The organism is Acinetobacter sp. GG23, from assembly GCF_057766365.1.
On the sequence record NZ_JBYMDJ010000002.1, the window covers coordinates 292,943 to 313,688 of the forward strand.

The window sequence follows — 20,746 nt, forward strand, 5'->3', positions numbered from 1 at the left end:
GACGGTCTAGACTTAAATAATCATTTAACTGGCTTAAACCGATTTTGTACGGTGTTTTTTGTCTTTCCTTAATGCTGTACAGAAGTAATACCATATTGCATTTCGGTATCTTGATTTTTTTAGAGTAAAGTTAAGCAATTCAACGGGGGAAGCTTTTATGGAATTTTCTTTAAAGTAAGAGGATTGAATAACTCATCTACGTGAGTTGGATTTACCAATTTATCAGAGTATATGTAGAGGTAAATATTTGCTTTATAAAAGTTTTGAGGACCTATAAAACATACACTGCCTCCTTGTATTATTTCCGCATAAAGTAATATCTATTCACTTAATCGATATATTTTTAAATATTTTTCAAATGAATAATTTGTAATTGTTGATTTATAAAATATATAAATATTTTATTCATTCTATAAAACTTAAGTCAGTTTTAAGGTGATGTTAAAACAGAGGTAATGAATTAAATTATCTAAAAATAATAAGGAGTCTCAGCATGAGCAACCATCACGGGCATGATCATAGTCATGCTGTTGTGACCGAAAACAATGCCAGGAAATTAAGCTTTGCCTTGGTACTGACCAGTACGTTTTTAATTATTGAAGTAATCGCGGGCTTTATTACACAAAGTTTGGCTTTACTCTCCGATGCGGCTCACATGTTTACCGATGCAGCCGCCCTTGCCATAGCGCTGGTGGCGATAAAAATTGGTAAGTTGCCTGCGGATGACAAGCGTACTTTCGGCTATCAGCGCTTTGAAATTTTAGCCGCTTTATTCAATGCCTCGATGCTGTTTGTGGTGGCGATGTATATTTTATACGAAGCTTACCAGCGGTTTTCCAATCCGCCAGAAATTCAAAGTCTGGGCATGATGAGCGTGGCGCTGATTGGTTTGGTTATTAATTTGATTTCGATGAAAATTCTATTTTCAAGCAGTCAGGACAGTTTAAATATAAAAGGAGCGTACTTAGAAGTTTTGAGTGACGCTTTGGGTTCAGTGGGAGTATTTATTGGTGCTGTGATTATTTATTTTACCCAGTGGGTTTGGGTAGATACTTTGATTGCAGTGTTGATTGGTTTTTGGGTATTACCTCGAACCTGGATTTTACTAAAACAAAGTATCAATATTTTGCTTGAAGGTGTGCCGGAAGAAATTGATATTGAAAAACTGCGCAATGATCTGCTGAATTTAAAAGATGTCGAAAGTATTCATCAACTCAAGGTTTGGGCGATTACTTCAAAGAATGTGCATCTGACCGTACATTTATATGCGCCACAGGCAGATCGTAATGCGTTGTATCAGCAAGCTTTGGAAATGCTAAGCCATGAACATGCTATTACTGAAATGACGCTGCAGATTGAAGAAGATGAATGTTTGACCCATTCACATTGCCACCCAGATGATCATCAAGAAAACCATCATCAGCATGATAAAGATTCACATCAGCACGAAGAATAAATATGGAGCTGATGTGAACGCAGTTTTATTTTAAATTTCCCATTCGTGGTTGCATTCACGACATTTCCATTTCTTTTGTGACTGCATAAAACCTTGCATCGAGATTTTAAAGTCCGGCAGGTCACGGTAGAACAGAAAGCCTGCAATCAGGCACAGCACAAATACCGCCACTGTTGCTGATTGAAGGGTGGTGCCGGCGCCATCCCCAAAAATCCACATTGCAATACTAACTAAAACCAACAGCAATAAGATAAAAACAGCAGGAATTAAAAAGACTAAACTTTTAGGGACAACTGGACGTACTGCAGGTCCACCTGATTGTGCAACAGGCATAATTTTAGGGCTTTGGCATTTTGGGCAACGGTATTGCATTGCAACTCCACAATTCTAATCTATGGGTTATTCTAATCGGAATGCCACAGAAATCAAAAATACAGCTATGAAAAAAGATAAATAAAAACTTAGGCAATAAAAAAGCCACTGAATAGATCAGTGGCTTTTTTGAATTTGGCGTCCCTACGGGGATTCGAACCCCGGTTACCGCCGTGAAAGGGCGATGTCCTAGGCCTCTAGACGATAGGGACTTATCGAGGCAACACAGGTAAAACATGAGATGGTGGAGTCAAGGAGGATCGAACTCCTGACCTCTACAATGCCATTGTAGCGCTCTACCAACTGAGCTATGACCCCAGTCTGTGTGGACGCAATATTAGGGATATTGCGTCCACACGTCAACTATAAAATCACTTATGCTTCATCAACTGCGTCATTTTTCGGCAATTTTAAGCTTTCATTGAGTTTTTCCCAAACTTTTGCTTCTTTTTTGCTCGGACCGCCAACAATTTCAAGTGCATGACGTAAACGGGCAAAAGTTAAATCAGGCCCAATCGTTACCATTGATTGCATAACCGGAGTGGAACTGGTCGAACCGGCAATGGCAATAAAGAAAGCAGGCATGAAATCACGAAGTTTCACTTCCATCTGATTTGCCAGATCCATTAAGGTTTGGCTGACTGTATCGTTATTCCAGGTAAATAAGCTTTCTAAACGCCAAATCGCGAATTGCAGGCTCTGACGCACTTGTTCTTCAGACAGTTTTTTGCTTTCAAACTGTTCTTTTGACAGTTGTGGGAACTGGTTGAAGTAGAAACCAGCCCAGTTCACCGCTTCTGACAATAAGTTGATTCGCGGTTGAATTGCAGCAGCAATATCTTCCAAAGTTTTACGATCTGATTTCCAAGCTAAAAGTGTATTTAACAATTCAGCAGGAGTAAGGGCTTTAATCCATTGGCCATTCAACCAGTTGAGTTTTTCGACATCAAAAATTGGACCACCTAGCGATACGCGTTTAATGTCGAAATGTTCAATCATTTCTGCCAAAGTGAATTTTTCACTTTCATCCGGCATAGACCAGCCCATACGGCCTAAATAGTTCAACAATGCTTCAGGTAGCACGCCGATATCTTTGTAGTAATTGATGGAAGTTGGGTTTTTACGTTTCGATAATTTTGATTTATCAGGATTACGTAACAATGGCATGTGACAAAGTACAGGCATATCCCAGCCAAAGTATTGGTACAACAACTGGTGTTTAGGTGCAGATGGAATCCATTCTTCACCACGAATCACGTGGGTAATTTCCATTAAATGGTCATCGACTACATTGGCCAAATGGTAAGTTGGCAAGCCATCGGTTTTAAGCAAAATTTGCATATCGACTTGAGCCCATGGAATTTCCACTTCGCCACGAAGCATATCATCAAATTTACAGCTACCTTCAGCTGGCACTTTCATGCGAATGACGTGCGCTTCGCCTGCAGCTAAACGACGTTGAACTTCCTCTTCAGACAAAAGTAAACCACGACCGTCGTAACGCGGGCTTTCACCGCGAGCTTGCTGTTCAGCGCGCATTTGATCTAGTTCTTCACTCGTTGCGAAGCAGTAAAATGCATGACCTTTTGCAACAAGTTCTAAAGCATATTTTTTATAGATGTCCATACGTTCAGATTGACGATATGGTGCATGAGGGCCACCCACATCGGGACCTTCTGACCAATTCAAACCCAACCAACGCAATGAATCTAAAATCATTTTTTCAGATTCAGGGGTTGAACGAAGCTGATCGGTGTCTTCAATACGAAGAATAAATTCCCCACCATGCTGCTTGGCAAAGCATAAGTTGAACAAGGCAATATATGCAGTGCCTACGTGTGGAAAACCTGTAGGAGAAGGGGCAATACGAGTACGAACAGTCATAATCAATATTTTTCAGAATGTGAATGAAAAGTATTATAACGAAAAAGCCTAATCACTTAATGTTAAATTCAACATTGAAATGATTAGGCTTAATTTAAACTTCTTAAAGGGGCAGGAAGTTGGGGATCGAACTAAGAGTTATTTTGCGGGAAAAACACTTGTACAAAACGGGTAAATTTTTGATTTTGAGAAGCAAAAAAGCTTTGTGTAGGTGCAACTTTAATTTCAGTAAGCACTTTTAAATCATTATCGTTACGAAAAGTTTGCGAACCTTGCTTTTGTTGTTGCAACGCTTTTTCAATCAGTGAAGATTTTTCAGGTGAAAAACTGATTTTGGTATCTGTAGCTTTAATAGCAGCCGCGTTTCCAATTTGAGTCATAAAACCTAAAGTCAGCGTTAAACTCAATGCTGTTAGAACCGGTGTATATTTCATTTCCACATCCCCCCTGGTTGGTGCTGGATTTCTCTAGTAGGTATTATTTTTCTAATCTAGTGATACCATTTAAACACATAAAAAAATACAAAAGTAGAACTAGGTCACACTCTTTTACAAATTGATAAGAAACTTATTCAATGTATCCACTTTGTATCAAATAACTATGGAGATAGCATGAAGATTAATACAAAAGATGGAGATTTAAATCAGTTTGTGAGTATTTTAGTCATAAAAATGCATATAAAAGCATTTTAATAGATATCCATAAAACTGATTTTTAATCAATAAAGCAATATAATCATATGATTGTTAAAAATATTTTAAATTTATATAGTACTTTTAATCATTCAGTACAAGTTTAAAATCATGAAAAAAATAATAGCATCTACAATTCTTGCATGGTTAGCAGGAATGACTTCACACAGCTTCGCTGCAAAAGATTTTCTCAATGTTTCTTATGATCCGACGCGGGAATTTTATCAGGAATATAATCGGGCATTTGGTGAGTTTTGGAAACAGCGTACTGGACAAGAAGTAAATTTCAAACAATCTCATGGCGGCTCGGGTAAACAAGCGCGTTCAGTAATTGATGGTTTACAAGCCGATGTGGTGACCTTGGCCTTAGCCAATGATATTGAAGAAATTGTTAATGCAGGTCTAATTAATAAAAACTGGCAAAAACAGTTCCCTAATAATTCAGCACCCTATACCTCAACCGTAGTATTTTTGGTGCGTAAAGGTAATCCTAAAAATATTAAAGACTGGAATGATTTAACCAAGCCAGGGGTAGAAATTATCACGCCCAATCCAAAAACCGGTGGCGCACCACGTTGGATTTATCTTTCAGCGTGGGGCTATGCACTGAAACAACCGGGCGGTAACGATGCCAAAGCTAAAGAGCTGGTTAAAAAACTTTATCAAAACGTGAAAGTACTGGATTCAGGGGCACGCGGTTCTTTAACCACTTTTGCGGAACGTGGTATTGGTGATGTGTTATTGTCTTGGGAAAATGAAGCGTTGCTGGCGACTCAGGGGTTGGGTAAAGATAAATACCAGATTGTTTATCCGTCCATTTCAATTTTGGCAGAGCCTTCGGTGGCAATTGTCGATAAAAACGTAGATAAAGATGGCAACCGCAATTTAGCCAAAGGTTATCTAAACTATTTATATTCACCCAAGGGACAGGATTTGGCTGCACAATCTTTCTTCCGGCCACGTAATTCACAAGTTGCAGCAAAATATGCGGCACAATTTCCAAAAATCAAACTGTTTAGCATCGGTGATGTGTTTGGTGGCTGGGCAAAAGCGCAGAAAACCCATTTTGTAAATGGTGCGATTTTCGACCAAATTTATGCTGAAAAAAAGTAATGGGGTAAGGAGTTGTTTAGGTGAATGAAAAGAAACGAATATTAGGAAATATTCGTTTCTTGCATAAGAAAAACACAAAAAGGCATTTAATTGGGATAAAGGGCTTTATTTAATTATTTATAAATAAAACAATGAATTAGAATAAATAGGAGCGTATTTTTTTAAGTTTAAAATTGTATGTATGAATTGCGATTTATGATTTTATTTCATATATTTAGCAGTAATGAAGATAACTAGTCTGTACTGTGATGAAAACTCAATTTAAAGCATTATTCAGTGCGGCATTGCTGGCAACCGGCATTGCTTTTACTGCAACCACTGCTCAAGCAGCGGATCGCGAATTTTTAAACGTCTCCTATGATGCAACCCGTGAATTTTATGATGAATTCAATAAATCCTTTGGTGCTTACTGGAAAGAACGTACTGGTCGTACTGTAAATTTTAAACAGTCGCACGGTGGTTCAGGTAAACAAGCGCGTTCGGTCGTGGATGGCTTAAAAGCTGATGTGGTGACCTTGGCTTTAGCCAACGATATTGAAGAAATTGTAAAATCAGGTCAAATCCAGCCGGGTTGGCAAAAAGAGTTCCCGCATAATTCTGCTCCTTATACCTCTACCATCGTATTTATGGTGCGTAAAGGTAATCCAAAGCATATTAAAGACTGGTCTGATTTAACCAAACCGGGCGTACAAATCATTACCCCAAATCCTAAAACCGGCGGTTTGCCACGTTGGGTATATTTATCCGCTTGGGGTTATGCACTTAAACAACCGGGTGGTACCGACGCTACAGCCAAAGACTTTGTCGGCAAAATGTACCACAACGTAAAAGTGATGGATTCTGCTGCACGTGCATCAATGACGACTTTTGCTGAGCGTGGCATTGGTGATGTGTTATTGACTTGGGAAAATGAAGCCCTCGTGACTCAAAAGACCTTGGGTAAAAACAAGTTCGACATTATCTATCCATCTATTTCAATTTTGACTGAACCTTCAGTGGCGATTGTGGATAAAAATGTCGAAAAAGATGGGAACAAATGGTTAGCTCAAGGCTATATCAACTACTTGTACTCCCCATTAGGTCAAGAAATGGCAGCAAAATATTTCTATCGTCCACGTAATCCGGAAGTGTTAACGAAATACTCTGCACAATTTCCTAAACTTAAAACCTTCACCATTGATGAAGTGTTTGGTGGCTGGGCTCAGGCACAAAAAAATCATTTTGTGAATGGGGCAACTTTCGATCAGATTTATAACACACGTAAATAAATGCTTGCTGTGTGATTTAAAAAGCCTCCTGAGTTGGGAGGCTTTTTTATTCTGACCAGATGTATTTTTAAAATGATCTCAATTCAGATTAAATATGAGCTAAATCTGGAATGAATAAATCCAAAAACGGTTTTCCCTATGAAAAGTAATATTTCCCTACAAAAAGTCGTTTGGAGCTTTATCAAAACAAGGTAATAATGTGCAGTTACATTTTTCACAGTATTGATTGAACCCTTATGTCGCATATTTCTGTATTACTTCACGAAACTGTTGATGCCTTGTTGGCAGATCGAAATACAGGAATTTATGTCGATGGTACTTTTGGCCGAGGGGGACATACCCGTTTCTTGCTGTCTAAATTAGATGAAAATGCACGTGTATATGGGTTTGATAAAGATCCACAAGCTTTAGAGGCTGCGGCACTACTAGAACAAGAAGATTCACGTTTTAAAATTATTCATGCCAGTTTTGCAGATTTAAAACAAGAGCTTGAAGCACGTGGCATTGGTCTGGTTGATGGCGTGATGGCAGATTTAGGCGTGTCATCTCCGCAACTTGATCAGGCTGAACGTGGTTTTAGTTTTATGAAAGATGGGCCACTCGATATGCGTATGGATAATTCAAAAGGTCCGACTGCAGCGGAATGGCTGGTTAATATTGAAGAAGAAGCCTTGGCCAATTTTATTTTTCAATATGGTGAAGAACGTTATAGTCGTCGTATTGCCAAAGCCATTAAAGCTGCGGGTTATATTGAAACGACAGCACAACTTGCTGAAATTGTGAAAGTTGCCCATCCTAAATGGGAAAAAAATAAACATGCGGCAACCCGAACTTTTCAAGGCATTCGTATTGCCATTAATAAAGAATTAGAAGATATTGAAGCTTTCCTGCCGCAAGCGGTGGATGTGCTAAAAACTGGAGGACGTTTAGCTGTGATTAGTTTCCACTCGCTAGAAGACCGTTTAATTAAACAGTTTATTCAAAAAGAATCAACTTTAGCAGAAGATACCAGTTGGGGTATGCCACAAGAACGGGAAGATACTCGTCGGTTAAAGAAAATTTCCCGTGTACGTGCCAGTGAAGAAGAGATTAAAGCCAATTTTCGTTCACGTAGTGCATGGCTTAGAGTTGCAGAACGATTAGCTTCGAAAGGCGAATAATGAAAACTGAAGTTGTTGAAAAGAAAACAGAAAAATTGGCGATGAAAAAAACCATCAGTTATGTCATTTTACTGGTATTGGTGTTTTTTAGTGCCCTTATGGTGGTTTTTCAGGTTTTTGAATATCGTCATGATTACCGTGAATTAAGTGCCTTTAATCGGGAAAGGGATGATCTGAATGCAGAGTGGGGGCGTTTGCTTATTGAGCAGCAAACCTTTGGTGCAACAGCGCAAATTGGTACACGTGCTGTGACTCAGTTGCGAATGTACTCGCCACCTGCAGCGCAGACGGTTGTGATTTCTTTACCAATGACTTCAGAAGATAAAAAATAAGGCTAGCTGTAATATGGTGGACAAGAGAAACAAGCAAGTGCGTAAAAAGCAGCAGTCTATTAGTGATAAAAATACCCTTAGCGTGGATATGTGGCGTTTTTATCTGATGTGGAGTGTGGTTTTACTCTGCTTTTTGGCTTTAGTGGCGCGTGCATTTTACGTGCAGGTCATCAATAAAGACTTTTTACAGAACAAAGCCAATGCCAACATTTTAAGAACGGAAAAAGTCAAGGCAATGCGTGGCGTGATTTATGATCGTCATGGTGTGCCATTGGCCATTAGTACCCCGGTCATGAAAGTGGTAATTGATCCACGTGACTATTTCGAAGCTAAAAAACAGTTTGATGAGATTACCGCTGAACTGGCCAAAGATCCAAATAACCGTAAATTAAAACGTCAATTGCCGGATAAAAACTTAAACCTGGATGAACTTGCCGATGCGGTTGGAATTGATCGTGCCGAGTTAAAAAAGAAAATGAACGATAAACCACGTTCACGCTATTTGGTTCTGCAAAAAGAAATTCCACCGCAGCAAGCTGAACTGATCGCAAAACGCGAGTTTCAGGCGGTTTATACTGAAAAAAACTATAAACGTTACTATCCGCAGCCACAGCCGAATGCACAAATTATTGGTTTAACCAATAGTGAAGGCACTGGTATTGAAGGTTTGGAAATGCAGCTAAATACTGCATTATCCGGTCATGATGGTGAACAGCAGATCGTCCGTGATAAAAAAGGCAACCGTTTTAAAGATCCGGAAGTGATTAAAGAAGTTGAAGCGGGGGAAAATATCACCTTAAGTATTGATTCACGTCTTCAATATATTATGTACCGTGAATTAACCGCTGCCGGAGTGGCCAATAACGCCCGTTCAGCGACTGCCATTGCAGTAGATATCAAAACGGGTGAAATTCTGGCCATGACCAGTTGGCCGTCTTACAACCCGAATGATAAAAAAAGTTTAGGCAATAAAGATGCCATGCGTAACCGGGGTGCAGTGGATTCATTTGAACCGGGTTCAACCATGAAACCCTTGACTGTCGCTATGGCTCTGGAAAGTGGTAAATACACTGCAAATTCGGTGGTGAATACTTCACCGGGTAGTATGCGCATTGGTAACCATACCATTCGCGATACGCATAACTATGGTGCACTGACTTTAGGTGGCATTATCCAGAAATCATCTAACGTGGGTGTTGCGAAACTTGCATTGTCCTTGCCGTATGCCACTTTGCCGACTTTTTATAAGCGTGTAGGCATGGGGCAGCGTTCGGCAGTGAAATTCCCGGGCGAAAGTGGAGGCTTAATCTTGCCACCAAGCAAATGGAATGTTTCTGAAGTAGGTACCATGGCTTATGGTTATGGCCTGAATGCGACAGTGCTGCAAATTGCGGATGCTTATGCCATGCTTGCCAATAAAGGCGTCAAGGTGCCTTTAAGTTTATATAAATTAGAACAGCCTCCGAAGGGCGAGCAAATCATTGATGCGAAAATTGCCGATCAAGTGCTGTTAATGATGGAAACAGCGACCTTGCCAGGCGGAACTGCTACACGTGCCACTATTCCTGGCTATCGTGTGGCCGGTAAAACAGGTACTGCCCATAAACTGCGTGCTGACCGTAAAGGTTATTCAACCAGCGAATATCGTGCTTTATTTGCCGGTGTCGCGCCGGTGAGCGATCCGCGCTTGGCCATGATTGTCGTGGTGGAAAATCCCCAAGGCTCTTACTATGGTGGTACGGTTTCAGCTCCGGTATTCGCACGTGTAATGCAAGAATCGCTACGTTTAATGAACGTGCCTTTAGATAAACCTTTAGATACTCCCAAAATCCAGTAACAGGTGATGAATGTCCCTTACATTTCAAGAGCTCTACACTGCCGCAAAAATCGCTGAATGGATGACCCAGCCATTCAGTGGCTTTGGTCTAGATAGTCGTAAAGTTGAACCAGGGCAAATTTTTATTGCCCTGAATAGTTTTTCTCAACCGGAAAAAACCTTGCAGTTTGCACAGTCAGCTTTAGCACATGGTGCATTAGCTGTGGTCAGTGAAGCCGATTTGGGTTTGGAAAACAGTGTGGTTGTACCGAATGTCCGTCATTTGATGGGAACATGGCAAAAACTATATCTGCAAGCGACTCAGCCTGTACCAGCAGCACGAATTCTTGCAGTGACAGGAACCAATGGTAAAACCACCATTTCACGACTGGTCGCCGAATTGCTGATGTTGCAAGGCAAGAGATGTGCAGTAATGGGGACTACGGGTAACGGAATTCTGCCGAATCTGGAAGCATCTTCGCATACCACACTCGATGCCTTGCAACTGCAAAATGCCTTGTATGGCTATGCTCAAGCTGGTGCTGAATTTGCTGCAATTGAAGCCAGTTCCCATGGTCTGGAGCAGGGCCGTTTAAATGGCTGCGATATTGAAATTGCAGCCTACAGTAATTTAAGCCGTGATCATTTAGATTACCATGGCACGCTTGAAGCGTATGCTGAAGCCAAGTCATGCTTATTCAAATTTCCGAGTTTAAAAGTCGCGATTATCAATATTGATGATGAATACGCCCAAGTCATGCTTGATGCGGTAAAAGCCAATCCAGCACAACCAAAAATTCTGACCTATTCAACCACGCAAACTGCGGATTATCAGGTTGAAGATATTCAATACAGTTTAAATGGTGCAGACTTTAAACTGATTACCCAGCAAGGTAAGTTTGACGTGCAGAGTCCGTTACTGGGTCATTTTAATGTAGAAAACCTGGTGGCAAGTTTAGTGACTGCAGAGCAAGCCGGCTTTGATCTTGCCACACTAATTTCAACCGTTGCACAATTAAAAGGTGCGCCAGGTCGTATGCAGGTGATTCGTGACGCAGACCGATTATTTGTGGTGGATTATGCGCATACCCCAGATGCCTTGATTCAGGTGCTCAATACCTTAAAACGTCATGTGTCGAATCGATTGTGGGCGGTATTTGGCTGTGGTGGGGATCGTGATCGGGGCAAGCGACCATTGATGACGCAAGCGGCACTCAATGGTGCAGATATTGCCTTGATTACCTCAGATAATCCACGTACGGAAGACCCAGAACAAATTTTTGCTGACATGAAAGCGGGGATTAATGTTGCAGTTGATACTGTCCATGAAATTCATGACCGCCGTGAAGCAATTAAATTTGCCGTGCAAAAAGCCCAAGCAGGCGATATCGTGGTCATTGCCGGTAAAGGTCATGAAAATTATCAAGAGATTGATGGCGTGCGTCACTGGTTTGATGACGTGATTGAAGTGCAATCTGCAATTGCTACCCAACATCACACCACAGCTTCAGCTTATCCGGCTCAATAGGAAAAAAAAATGCATACATCGACTACCAGTACGGTGCCTTTGGAGCCGTGGACAGCTGCACAGCTTACGGATGCCACTCAAGGTTACTGGTTGAATGAGAAAGTGCCTCAAGGCAATATTAAACGAATTTTGACGGATTCCCGTGATGCTGAAAAAGCCGATGCTTTTTTAGCGCTACAAGGCGAACGTTTTGATGCACACGATTTTATTGCTCAAGTTGCAGCACAGGGTTGCGAAATTGCCATTGTCAGTCATCCGGTGGATGCAGATATTTGCCAGCTCGTGGTTGCAGATACGCGTTTGGCCCTCGGCCATTTAGGCGCTTATCGCCGTGCGCAAAATTCACAAGTGAAGGTAATTGCGCTGACCGGCAGTAGTGGTAAAACCACGACTAAAGAAATGCTGGGTAGTATTTTATCTCGCTTGGCACCTACGTTGATTACTCGCGGTAACTTAAACAATGATTTAGGTGTGCCGATGATGTTGTTAGAGCTTCGTGCCGAACATCAGTACGCAGTGATGGAATTGGGTGCAAGTCATCAGGGTGAAATTGATTACACCTCAAATCTGGTGCAACCGCATGTTGCCGGGATCATTAATATTGGTACTGCGCATTTGGGTGAGTTTGGCGGACGCGATGGCATCTGCCGTGCTAAATCTGAAATTTATGCCCATATTGCCAAAACCGGTACCTCGATTGTACCGGCTGCAGATGATTTTACTGATACGATCCGTCAAGCCGTACAAACCGAACAGGTATTAAGCTTTGGCGAAAATGGTGATGTGTTTGCAACGGAAATTGAATTGCATCCACAATCATCCAGTTTTACTTTAAATACACCGAATGGTCTACGCCAGGTCAACCTACCGTTTGCCGGTGAGCATAATGTCCAGAATGCCACTGCTGCGACCGCTTTCGCGCTCGCAATTGGTATTGCTTTAAATGATATTGTGACAGGTCTAGAACAGGCGACAGGTGCCAAAGGTCGCTTGAATTTTATTGCAGCTAAAAACCATTTGTTCATTGATGATACCTACAACGCCAATCCGACCTCGATGCGTGCAGCAGCTGAAGTGCTTGCTCAGCAAGAGGGGGTGAAAGTGATGGTGATTGGCGATATTGGCGAATTAGGTGCAAGCGCGGCACAACAACATTATATGTTGGGCCGAGATCTGGTTGCGACAGGTGTCAATTTTGTGGTGGCAGTGGGTGAGTTTGCACCTGCTACACAAGAAGGAGCACGTAGTACCCAATATGGTAAAAAAATGCAGGCTTTCCTGACCCAAGAACAGGCTTTACCTTTCTTGCTCAGTTTAATTGAAACACATCAACCTCAATCCATGAGTTTCCTGTTCAAAGGTTCTCGTTATACCCACATGGAAACATTGATGGCTGATTTGATGGAGAAAATTTAATGCTGTTATGGCTATTTGAACAACTTGCGGGTTATAACAGCTCGTTTCAGGTGGTTCGTTATTTAACATTACGTGCTTTGCTCAGTGTCTTAACCGCATTGACCATTGGACTGGTCTTGGGCCCGGTAATGATCCGCAAGCTACAAGCACTCAAATATGGCCAAGCAGTCAGTTCCTTTGCTCCTGAAGGTCATGCCAAGAAAATGGGCACTCCGACTATGGGCGGGATTTTGATCTTGCTCTCGATTGGGATATCCACCTTGCTCTGGGCAGATTTATCCAATCCCTATGTCTGGATTGTGCTTGGCGTGATGGTGATCTTTGGTGCTGTGGGCTGGGCAGATGACTGGATTAAAGTCCGTTATAAAGACAATGCAGGCTTGCCTGCACGTAAAAAATTCTTCTGGACCTCTGTGGGATCGTTAGGCGCTGGTATTGCACTGTATGTGATTGCGACGCAGCAGGCGAATCCTGTGCATACCGCCAATATGCTGGATCTGCTGATTCCGTTCTTTAAAAATATTAGTATCCCTTTGTCTGCCATTCCGCTGGGTATCGGTTTTATTATCTTTACTTATCTGGTGATTAACGGTGCATCCAATGCAGTTAACCTGACTGATGGTCTGGATGGTTTGGCGATTATGCCAATCGTGCTTGTTGCAGCAGGTTTGGGGGTGTTTGCATACCTTGCAGGTGATGTTCGTTTTGCCAATTACCTGCATATGCCTTATGTGAAATATTCATCTGAACTGGTGGTGATTTGTGCTGCAATGATTGGTGCGGGCTTGGCCTTTCTTTGGTATAACGCACATCCGGCACAAGTATTTATGGGTGATGTCGGTGCCTTATCTCTGGGTGCAATGTTGGGTACGATTGCCGTGATGGTTCGTCAGGAAATTGTTTTTGCTATTATGGGCGGTGTGTTTGTGGTTGAAGCCATTTCGGTATTCCTGCAAATTGGTTCACTGCGTATGCGTAACAAACGTGTATTTTTAATGGCACCGCTGCATCATCATTATGAGAAAAAAGGCTGGCGTGAAACCCAGGTGGTGATTCGTTTCTGGATTATCACAATTATGCTGGTGGTTTTAGGCTTAATGACCTTAAAATTGCGTTAAGCAAATATTCGAAAAAGCCGGCATTTGCTCCCACATCTGCCGGCTTTTTTTATCGCCTGATTTTAGGCACTGGAGAGAAATATGAATCTGATGATGTGTCCTGTCTGCCGTGAAGCCCTCAAGCTGACCGAGAAAACATGGCGCTGTATCAATAACCACAGTTATGACGTGTCAAAACAGGGTTATGTCAACTTGCATGTAGTACAGCATAAACACAGTAAAAACCCAGGTGATACTGTGGAATCGGTACAGGCACGCCGGGCATTTTTAAGTGCCGGTTTCTATGCGCCATTGCAACAGGCGGTGGTCAAGAAAATTCGTGAGTTACGTATTGAAAACCTGCTGGATATTGGTTGTGGCGAAGGTTATTACACCAATGCCATGCAGGCCGAGGTGTTGCAATGTGTAGGGGTGGATATTGCCAAAAATGCCGTACAGGTTGCGGCCAAACTCAATAAAAAAGTGACTTGGGTGGTAGGAACTGGTGCAACCCTTCCTGTTTTAGAGGCTTCAATTGACTTATGTACCAGTTTATTTAGTCCGATTCCCAAACAGGAAATATTGCGGGTGCTGAAGCCGAATGCCTATTTGATGGTGGTGACTCCTGCAACTGAACACTTATATGCCATGCGTGAGGCTTTGTTTGAGGAAGTCAATCCACATGAATCGCAAAAGTTCGTTGATCAATTGGCAGATGCTTTTGAATTGGTAGATCAAAGCGTGTTAGATGCGCCTTTCACAGTACAGCAAACGGACTTGAAGAACCTGATTGCCATGACCCCTTATGCTTATAAAGCGAAACCAGAGCGTCGTCAGGCTTTAGAGCAGAACGAACACTTTAAGTTAAAAGGACAGTTCCAGATTTATTTATTTAAAAAGAAATAAGCTAAATAAAAAGCCCTCATTTGAGGGCTTTTTATAGCTTTATTCAAATACATCGAGAAGCTGTTGAATCGCATCCGGTCTATTGCTGGCTGGTTTTTGTGGGGTATCTTCTGGAGCTTGTATTTCTTCTCCAGGCAAATCGTCAAAGTCACGTTCAGGTGCGACTGTTGGGACAACAGGCGCTGGACGGTACAATGGGCGAGCCAAGGGTGGGGAAGAGCGATCCTCTCTGACCGGTTCGCCAATCGTCACAGTCTGGGTGCGGTTGGTTGGTGCTTTGGCATTTTTGTCGAAATGCACCCATGCTGCTGGGGTACCTTGCAAAGCATTACCCATAAAATTGGTCCAGATCGGTAAAGCGGCTACACCACCATATTCACGACGACCAAGGGTAGTGGGCTGGTCAAAACCGACCCATGTTACAGTAACAAGCTTGCCGTTGAATCCAGCAAACCAGGCATCTTTAGCATCATTGGTGGTTCCTGTTTTACCGCCAATATCGTCACGACCAATTTTAAGTGCTGCACGGCCGGTACCCTGTTGGATCACATCACGTAGAATGTTGGCCATGTCATAAGCAGAACTGGATTTTAAAATACGCTGTGCTTGGCGATATTTACTTTTTGATTCATCTAGCTGCAGTTGCGCCAGTTCTTTTTCTGCTTGCAGGGTTTGATTGGTGACTTGAATTACTTCGTCATCGGGGGTCACTGGTTCAGCTGATTCAGTCTCTTCTTTTTGATTGATACATGCAATACAGGCATAGTCTGGATTGCTTTGATAAATCACTTTGCCGTAAGCATCTTCAATACGATCAATAAAATGTGGCTGAATACGGTAACCGCCATTAGCAAAGGTGGCATAACCCGTTGCCATTTGAATTGGAAGCACTTGCGGTGTGCCTAAGGCTATGGTGTAGTTACGCGGAATCTGATTTTCCTGCAGGCCAAAATCCATGAATAACTGGCGTGTACGTTCAATTCCGACAGTTTGTAACAATCGAACAGACACAGTATTTCGAGATAAATATAAAGCACGACGTAAAGGAATCATCCCTAAATAACGCCCATCCGAGTTCCTGGGTGACCATTTACCAATCGTAATCGGGCTGTCATTGACCATGCTATAAGGCGTCATACCACGTTCGAGTGCCAAAGCATATACAAAAGGCTTAATGGTTGAACCAGGCTGGCGCCAGCCTTGTAGGGCACGGTTGAATTTAGATTGATAAAAATTATATCCACCGACAATGGCTTCAATTGCACCGTTATTTGGATTGATTGCGATCAGTTGACCCTGAACTTTAGGCGTTTGAACCAGCGCCCATGAGGTTTTATTATCGTTAGGACGTAACCGAATAATATCTTTAACTTTAACAATTTGAGAAGCTTGACGTGGAGCAGGACCAACACTGTTGGCATTTCGATAAGGAGAAGCCCAGGACATCCCTGACCAAGGCACGGTCACGGTAGAGCCATCTTGCATCATTGCATCAAAAGAATTGCTATTTACTTTAATGACTTTCGCAGGATAAGTATTTGCGTATGAACTGAATTCAGTCAGTGGTTTATCATTTGCTTCAGCACCGCGCCAACCATGTCGACGATCATAAGCCTCTAAACCTTGTTGCACCGCCTGTTCTGCATAGGCTTGGCGTTTACTGTCGACAGTTGTATAAACTTTATAACCAGAATCAATGGCTTGTTCGCCAAATTTTTCTACCAATTCAGAACGAACCATTTCCCCGACATAGGGGAATTTATTGTTAATACCACGATCAGGCATATCCAGATTAACCGGTTCAGCAATGGCTTTTTGATATTGTGACTGATTAATATAACCCAATTGCAGCATGCGTCCGAGAATCCAGTTACGACGTTCCAGGGCACGTGTTGGATTAACTACAGGATTGTATTTGGAGGGTGCTTTGGGCAGGCCAGAAATCATTGCCATTTGAGCAATACTGAGCTGATCCAGGCTTTTGTTGTAATAAATTTTCGCTGCAGCAGCAATCCCGTAAGCATTTTTCCCTAAGAAAATTTTGTTTACATAGAGCGTGAGAATTTCTTCTTTAGTTAGATTTTGTTCTATTTTTCGAGCCAGGAAAACTTCAGTCAGTTTGCGCTTCAGTGTCCGTTCAGGACTTAAATAATAATTTTTTGCCACTTGCATGGTGATGGTTGAACCACCCGTTTGCACATTCGATCCTGTAAGGGTTTCACTGACGGCTCGCCCTAAGCTTTTAAAACTAATACCACTATGTTCAAAAAAAGAGGAATCTTCTGCTGCCAGAAAGGCAGAAATAAATGGTTTGGGAATTTGTTTGTATTCTACAGGAACAGATAACTTGCCACCATACTCTGCAATAAGCTCATTATCAGCACTATATACTTGCAAGGGCTTTAATAACGGCGCCTTTTTTAAAGTGGTCATTTTAGGTAAAGATGGGGCAATATAGAGATACATGCCATAGAATCCCATCGGAATTGCGACCAAGGTTATAATTATGATCAAAAAAAATGGATGAACATGTCCCGAACGAGATAGCTTTTTCATAACAAGTAAGTTTTAATAAGAGCTAATGGCAAACTAATTGGCGGTCAGTATAGCCTTTACACATACAGATTGTTAGATGCGTTATTGTATCTGTATAAAATTATAGACCAACCCCAATTAGTAGGTTACTTTCAGTGGGGATAAAAAAATAATAGGAATTATATTGTGCTCAGGTTATATCGTAAGCCAAGTAAGGGGTTAATTGGGGTAGATATTAGTTCTACTTCTGTTAAATTGTTAGAACTTTCTGTTAAAAGCGGTAATAGATATTGGGTTGAAAGTTATGCATTAGTGCCTTTGCCTGAAGGTAGTGTTGTCGAAAAAAATATATTAAATCCAGAGGCGGTGGGGGAAGCATTAGAGAAAGCATTTAATCTGGCAAATACCCAATCTACAGTTGCAGCCCTGGCAATTCCAACTTCAATGGTGATTACCAAAACCATTGAGATGGATGCGGATATGACCGATGACGAACGAGAAGTTCAGATTCGTATGGATGCCGAGCAATATATTCCTTTCCCCTTAGATGAAGCGAGTCTTGATTTTGAGGTGTTGCCGGAACGTCTGGCAAACCCGAATCGGGTGAATGTGCTGTTGGTGGCGACCCGTCTTGAAAATGTTGAAGCACGTTCTGAAGTTTTAGAGCTTGCCGGCTTAACACCAAAAATTGCTGATGTTGAAAGTTTTGCTATTGAAAATGCATATCAAGTGTTTTCCGATACTTTACCTATGGGTGTCAATACAGTCGGTATTTTAGATATTGGCCATACCATGACCACCTTATCAGTCATGCAAAATAATAAAGTGATTTATACGCGTGAGCAGGTATTTGGTGGGAAACAACTCACTCAGGAAATTCAAAATCGCTATGGCTTATCTTTCGATGAAGCCGGCCGTGCCAAGAAAAGTCGTTCATTGCCAGATGATTATGATATCGAAGTTTTAGAACCTTATTTAGAAGCAGTGGTTCAACAGGCAGCCAGATCATTACAGTTCTTTTTCTCATCTTCACAATTTAATGAGATCGATCATATTTTATTGGCAGGCGGTAATGCCAATATTCCGGGACTCGCGAAGCTACTCCAACAAAAACTAGGTTATCGTGTGACTATTGCCAACCCATTTTTACAAATGGGCTTTTCTCCACAAATTGATATTAAAAAGATAGAGAATGATGCTTCCTCACTCATGGTGGCATGCGGTTTGGCATTGAGGAGTTTTGATTAATGGCGAGAATTAACCTGCTCCCTTGGCGTGATGAGCTAAGAGAGAAAAGAAAAAAAGAATTTATTACAATTTGTATTGGGATGGCATTAATCGGGGCTTTAGCGGTGGCATTGGCGTGGTTTTATTACGATCATAAACTTGAGGATCAAGAGCAAGCCAATCAACTGATTACAAGTACCAATCAAAATCTTGATGTACAATTGAAATCCTTGGAAGGCTTGGAAGATCAACGAAATGCCATTATTGAGCGCATGAAGTTAATTCAAGGCTTACAAGGACAACGCCCGATTGCGGTTCGTCTCATTGATGAAATGGCACGCGTTACGCCAAGTAATCTCTATATTACGAAATTTGTTCGTACAGGGGATAAGTTTACCATCGAAGGTAAAGCTGAAAGTCCGAACACGGTTGCAGAGTTCTTGCGTAATTTAGAAGCATCAGCTTGGTATAGAAATGCCTTTATGAACTCTTTTTTAGCTGTTGAAGAACAAAAAGATAAGGTGCCTAGTTCAGTGGTTCCGCGTGTTGAAGAAGGTTATGGTACATTCGTCATTACTGCTGACTTGGATGAAATTGCACAACCTACTACGTCCGAAGCACCACAAAATACAGCTAATTCAACAGTGGGGGCAGCACAATGAGTCTCGATGAATTTGATGAATTAAACCCAAATGAAGGTGTTGTTACTCCTAAAAAGAAGATGACGTTGGATAAGTTTCTTCAGCAGTTCAATACTTTGGATATGAATAATTACGGGAGCTGGCCATTATCCGTTAAAATCACTTGCTGGATTTTAATTGTGATGATGATTGGTATTCTGGGTTATTTTGTGATGATTAAAGGACAAATAGAAGCCATATCCAATGCCAGTGCTCAAGAGCAAAATTTACTGAATGAATTTCGTGAAAAAGATTCAAAGCTCCGTAATTTGCAGCAGTTGCAAGCACAGTTACAAGAAATGGAAGCAAATTTTAATCAGCAGCTTGAACAATTACCTAAAGAAACTGAAATTCCAGGCTTGGTTGAAGATATTAACGTCAGTGGCGTAAATTCAGGACTGAAATTTAAAAATATCCGTTTAGAAAATGAAATAAAACAAGAGTTCTTTATTGAACAGCCTATCTCTATTGAAGCAACAGGTGATTATCATGCCTTTGGTTCTTTCGTGAGTGGTATTGCCGCACTTCCGCGTATTGTTACTTTACATGATTTTGATATTACTGCTACGGAAAATAAAGAGAAGAAAACCGATATTCCTCAAATTACCTATAACGTTAAAGCCAAAACCTATCGTTATATCGGTGTTACAGACAATAACCAGTCAGCTGATGGAACTGTTGCTTCCGGCACTGCTAGCTCACCTGCTACAACTGGAGAGGCACAGTAATGAAAATAGAAAAAATTACTTTAAGCCTGTTATTGGGTTTGTTATTGGTGGGGTGTGATTCTCGTATTGATGCGGTCAATGAGCAGATGGCGATTATTCGTAATCAACCGCCATTACCGATTGAACCGGCACCGGTTTTTCCACCGGTACCGACATTTGACTATGCAGCGCACCAACTGAAAAGTCCATTTTTACCGGGCTCGCTTGCTGCTGAATTGAGAGTGATGGCAGGCAAGCGTGTCTATCCTAATTTGTCACGCCAGTTGCAACCTTTAGAAAGCTATGCCATTGAATCCTTGAATATGAAGGGCAGTATGCGTAGCCAAGCTGGGCAGATCATGGCATTAATTCAAACACCAGATGGCGAAATAGAGCGCGTACAACGTGGTAGTTACATGGGTGTGAATCATGGTCGTGTGGTGAATATCACGCCAACACAAATTGATCTCATGGAAATTATTCCAGATGGACGGGAAGGATATGTAGAGCGTCCAAGAAGTCTGATATTAATTGGACCAGCGCCTTAAGTTTAAAGG

18 protein-coding genes and 2 tRNA genes are annotated in these 20,746 nt (G+C 41.6%); 14 read left to right on the forward strand and 6 right to left on the reverse strand.

The window, feature by feature from the left end:
* The first annotated feature begins 493 nt into the window (after nt 1–493).
* Nucleotides 494–1,456: a cation diffusion facilitator family transporter gene (locus tag AC3CAU_RS04485; RefSeq protein WP_447053725.1), complete on the forward strand. Its 963-nt coding sequence runs from the start codon at nt 494–496 to the stop codon at nt 1,454–1,456.
* 30 nt (nt 1,457–1,486) lie between these two features.
* Here the strand turns inward: AC3CAU_RS04485 and AC3CAU_RS04490 are convergent, their stop codons facing one another.
* The 5 genes from AC3CAU_RS04490 to AC3CAU_RS04510 all read right to left on the reverse strand — a co-directional run bounded on the left by AC3CAU_RS04490 (nt 1,487) and on the right by AC3CAU_RS04510 (nt 4,146).
* Nucleotides 1,487–1,828 (reverse strand): zinc-ribbon domain-containing protein, encoded by a 342-nt coding sequence (locus tag AC3CAU_RS04490; protein WP_131217410.1) that lies wholly within the window; start codon nt 1,826–1,828, stop codon nt 1,487–1,489.
* A 136-nt stretch (nt 1,829–1,964) separates the two neighbouring features.
* Nucleotides 1,965–2,040 (reverse strand) — tRNA-Glu (locus tag AC3CAU_RS04495).
* Nucleotides 2,041–2,070: 30 nt separating this feature from the next.
* A tRNA-Ala gene (locus tag AC3CAU_RS04500) sits at nt 2,071–2,146 on the reverse strand.
* A 57-nt stretch (nt 2,147–2,203) separates the two neighbouring features.
* Nucleotides 2,204–3,712 carry a glutamate--tRNA ligase gene (gltX, locus tag AC3CAU_RS04505; protein WP_447053724.1) on the reverse strand — a complete coding sequence of 503 codons (1,509 nt, stop codon included), beginning with the start codon at nt 3,710–3,712 and terminating at the stop codon, nt 2,204–2,206.
* 131 nt (nt 3,713–3,843) lie between these two features.
* Entirely contained in the window at nt 3,844–4,146 is a 303-nt protein-coding gene (locus tag AC3CAU_RS04510) for a hypothetical protein (RefSeq protein WP_131217406.1), read from the reverse strand.
* A gap of 369 nt (nt 4,147–4,515) precedes the next feature.
* Between AC3CAU_RS04510 and AC3CAU_RS04515 the strand changes: the two genes are divergently transcribed.
* From AC3CAU_RS04515 to AC3CAU_RS04555, 9 genes are all read left to right on the forward strand, one after another.
* On the forward strand, nt 4,516–5,517 hold the full coding sequence (locus tag AC3CAU_RS04515; protein WP_447053723.1) for a sulfate ABC transporter substrate-binding protein: 1,002 nt from the start codon (nt 4,516–4,518) through the stop codon (nt 5,515–5,517).
* Between the two features lie 248 nt (nt 5,518–5,765).
* On the forward strand, nt 5,766–6,785 hold the full coding sequence (locus tag AC3CAU_RS04520) for a sulfate ABC transporter substrate-binding protein (RefSeq protein ID WP_447053722.1): 1,020 nt from the start codon (nt 5,766–5,768) through the stop codon (nt 6,783–6,785).
* A gap of 236 nt (nt 6,786–7,021) precedes the next feature.
* Nucleotides 7,022–7,945, forward strand: a complete 924-nt coding sequence (gene rsmH, locus AC3CAU_RS04525) for a 16S rRNA (cytosine(1402)-N(4))-methyltransferase RsmH (protein WP_447053721.1) — start codon at nt 7,022–7,024, stop codon at nt 7,943–7,945.
* The gene (gene ftsL / locus AC3CAU_RS04530) at nt 7,945–8,277 is read left to right on the forward strand and encodes a cell division protein FtsL (RefSeq protein WP_447053720.1); all 333 of its coding nucleotides are present in this window, start codon (nt 7,945–7,947) and stop codon (nt 8,275–8,277) included. The genes rsmH and ftsL overlap by 1 nt, the downstream gene beginning before the upstream one ends.
* Nucleotides 8,278–8,290: 13 nt before the next feature.
* Nucleotides 8,291–10,114 carry a penicillin-binding protein PBP3 gene (gene ftsI / locus AC3CAU_RS04535; protein WP_131217396.1) on the forward strand — a complete coding sequence of 608 codons (1,824 nt, stop codon included), beginning with the start codon at nt 8,291–8,293 and terminating at the stop codon, nt 10,112–10,114.
* Nucleotides 10,115–10,124: 10 nt separating this feature from the next.
* A complete protein-coding gene (locus AC3CAU_RS04540; protein WP_447053719.1) occupies nt 10,125–11,621 on the forward strand; it encodes a UDP-N-acetylmuramoyl-L-alanyl-D-glutamate--2,6-diaminopimelate ligase in 1,497 nt (498 codons plus the stop codon).
* 9 nt (nt 11,622–11,630) lie between these two features.
* Nucleotides 11,631–13,037, forward strand: coding sequence for a UDP-N-acetylmuramoyl-tripeptide--D-alanyl-D-alanine ligase (locus AC3CAU_RS04545; protein ID WP_447053718.1), 1,407 nt, complete (start codon nt 11,631–11,633; stop codon nt 13,035–13,037).
* Nucleotides 13,037–14,155 (forward strand): phospho-N-acetylmuramoyl-pentapeptide-transferase, encoded by a 1,119-nt coding sequence (mraY, locus tag AC3CAU_RS04550; RefSeq protein WP_131217390.1) that lies wholly within the window; start codon nt 13,037–13,039, stop codon nt 14,153–14,155. The genes AC3CAU_RS04545 and mraY overlap by 1 nt, the downstream gene beginning before the upstream one ends.
* Nucleotides 14,156–14,236: 81 nt before the next feature.
* The gene (locus tag AC3CAU_RS04555; RefSeq protein ID WP_447053717.1) at nt 14,237–15,040 is read left to right on the forward strand and encodes a putative RNA methyltransferase; all 804 of its coding nucleotides are present in this window, start codon (nt 14,237–14,239) and stop codon (nt 15,038–15,040) included.
* Between the two features lie 39 nt (nt 15,041–15,079).
* Here AC3CAU_RS04555 and ponA read toward each other — a convergent pair whose 3' ends face one another.
* On the reverse strand, nt 15,080–17,596 hold the full coding sequence (gene ponA / locus AC3CAU_RS04560) for a penicillin-binding protein PBP1a (protein ID WP_424618932.1): 2,517 nt from the start codon (nt 17,594–17,596) through the stop codon (nt 15,080–15,082).
* Between the two features lie 165 nt (nt 17,597–17,761).
* Here ponA and AC3CAU_RS04565 point away from each other — a divergent pair, with 165 nt between their 5' ends.
* From AC3CAU_RS04565 to AC3CAU_RS04580, 4 genes are read left to right on the forward strand one after another with little or no spacing between them, the layout of a single operon-like run.
* Complete coding sequence (locus tag AC3CAU_RS04565) at nt 17,762–18,823, forward strand: pilus assembly protein PilM (RefSeq protein ID WP_131217384.1); 1,062 nt, start codon at nt 17,762–17,764, stop codon at nt 18,821–18,823.
* Nucleotides 18,823–19,464: a PilN domain-containing protein gene (locus AC3CAU_RS04570; protein WP_131217382.1), complete on the forward strand. Its 642-nt coding sequence runs from the start codon at nt 18,823–18,825 to the stop codon at nt 19,462–19,464. The genes AC3CAU_RS04565 and AC3CAU_RS04570 overlap by 1 nt, the downstream gene beginning before the upstream one ends.
* Entirely contained in the window at nt 19,461–20,210 is a 750-nt protein-coding gene (locus AC3CAU_RS04575; RefSeq protein WP_131217380.1) for a type IV pilus inner membrane component PilO, read from the forward strand. The genes AC3CAU_RS04570 and AC3CAU_RS04575 overlap by 4 nt, the downstream gene beginning before the upstream one ends.
* Nucleotides 20,210–20,737: a pilus assembly protein PilP gene (locus tag AC3CAU_RS04580; protein ID WP_424618937.1), complete on the forward strand. Its 528-nt coding sequence runs from the start codon at nt 20,210–20,212 to the stop codon at nt 20,735–20,737. The genes AC3CAU_RS04575 and AC3CAU_RS04580 overlap by 1 nt, the downstream gene beginning before the upstream one ends.
* The last annotated feature ends 9 nt before the right edge of the window (nt 20,738–20,746 follow it).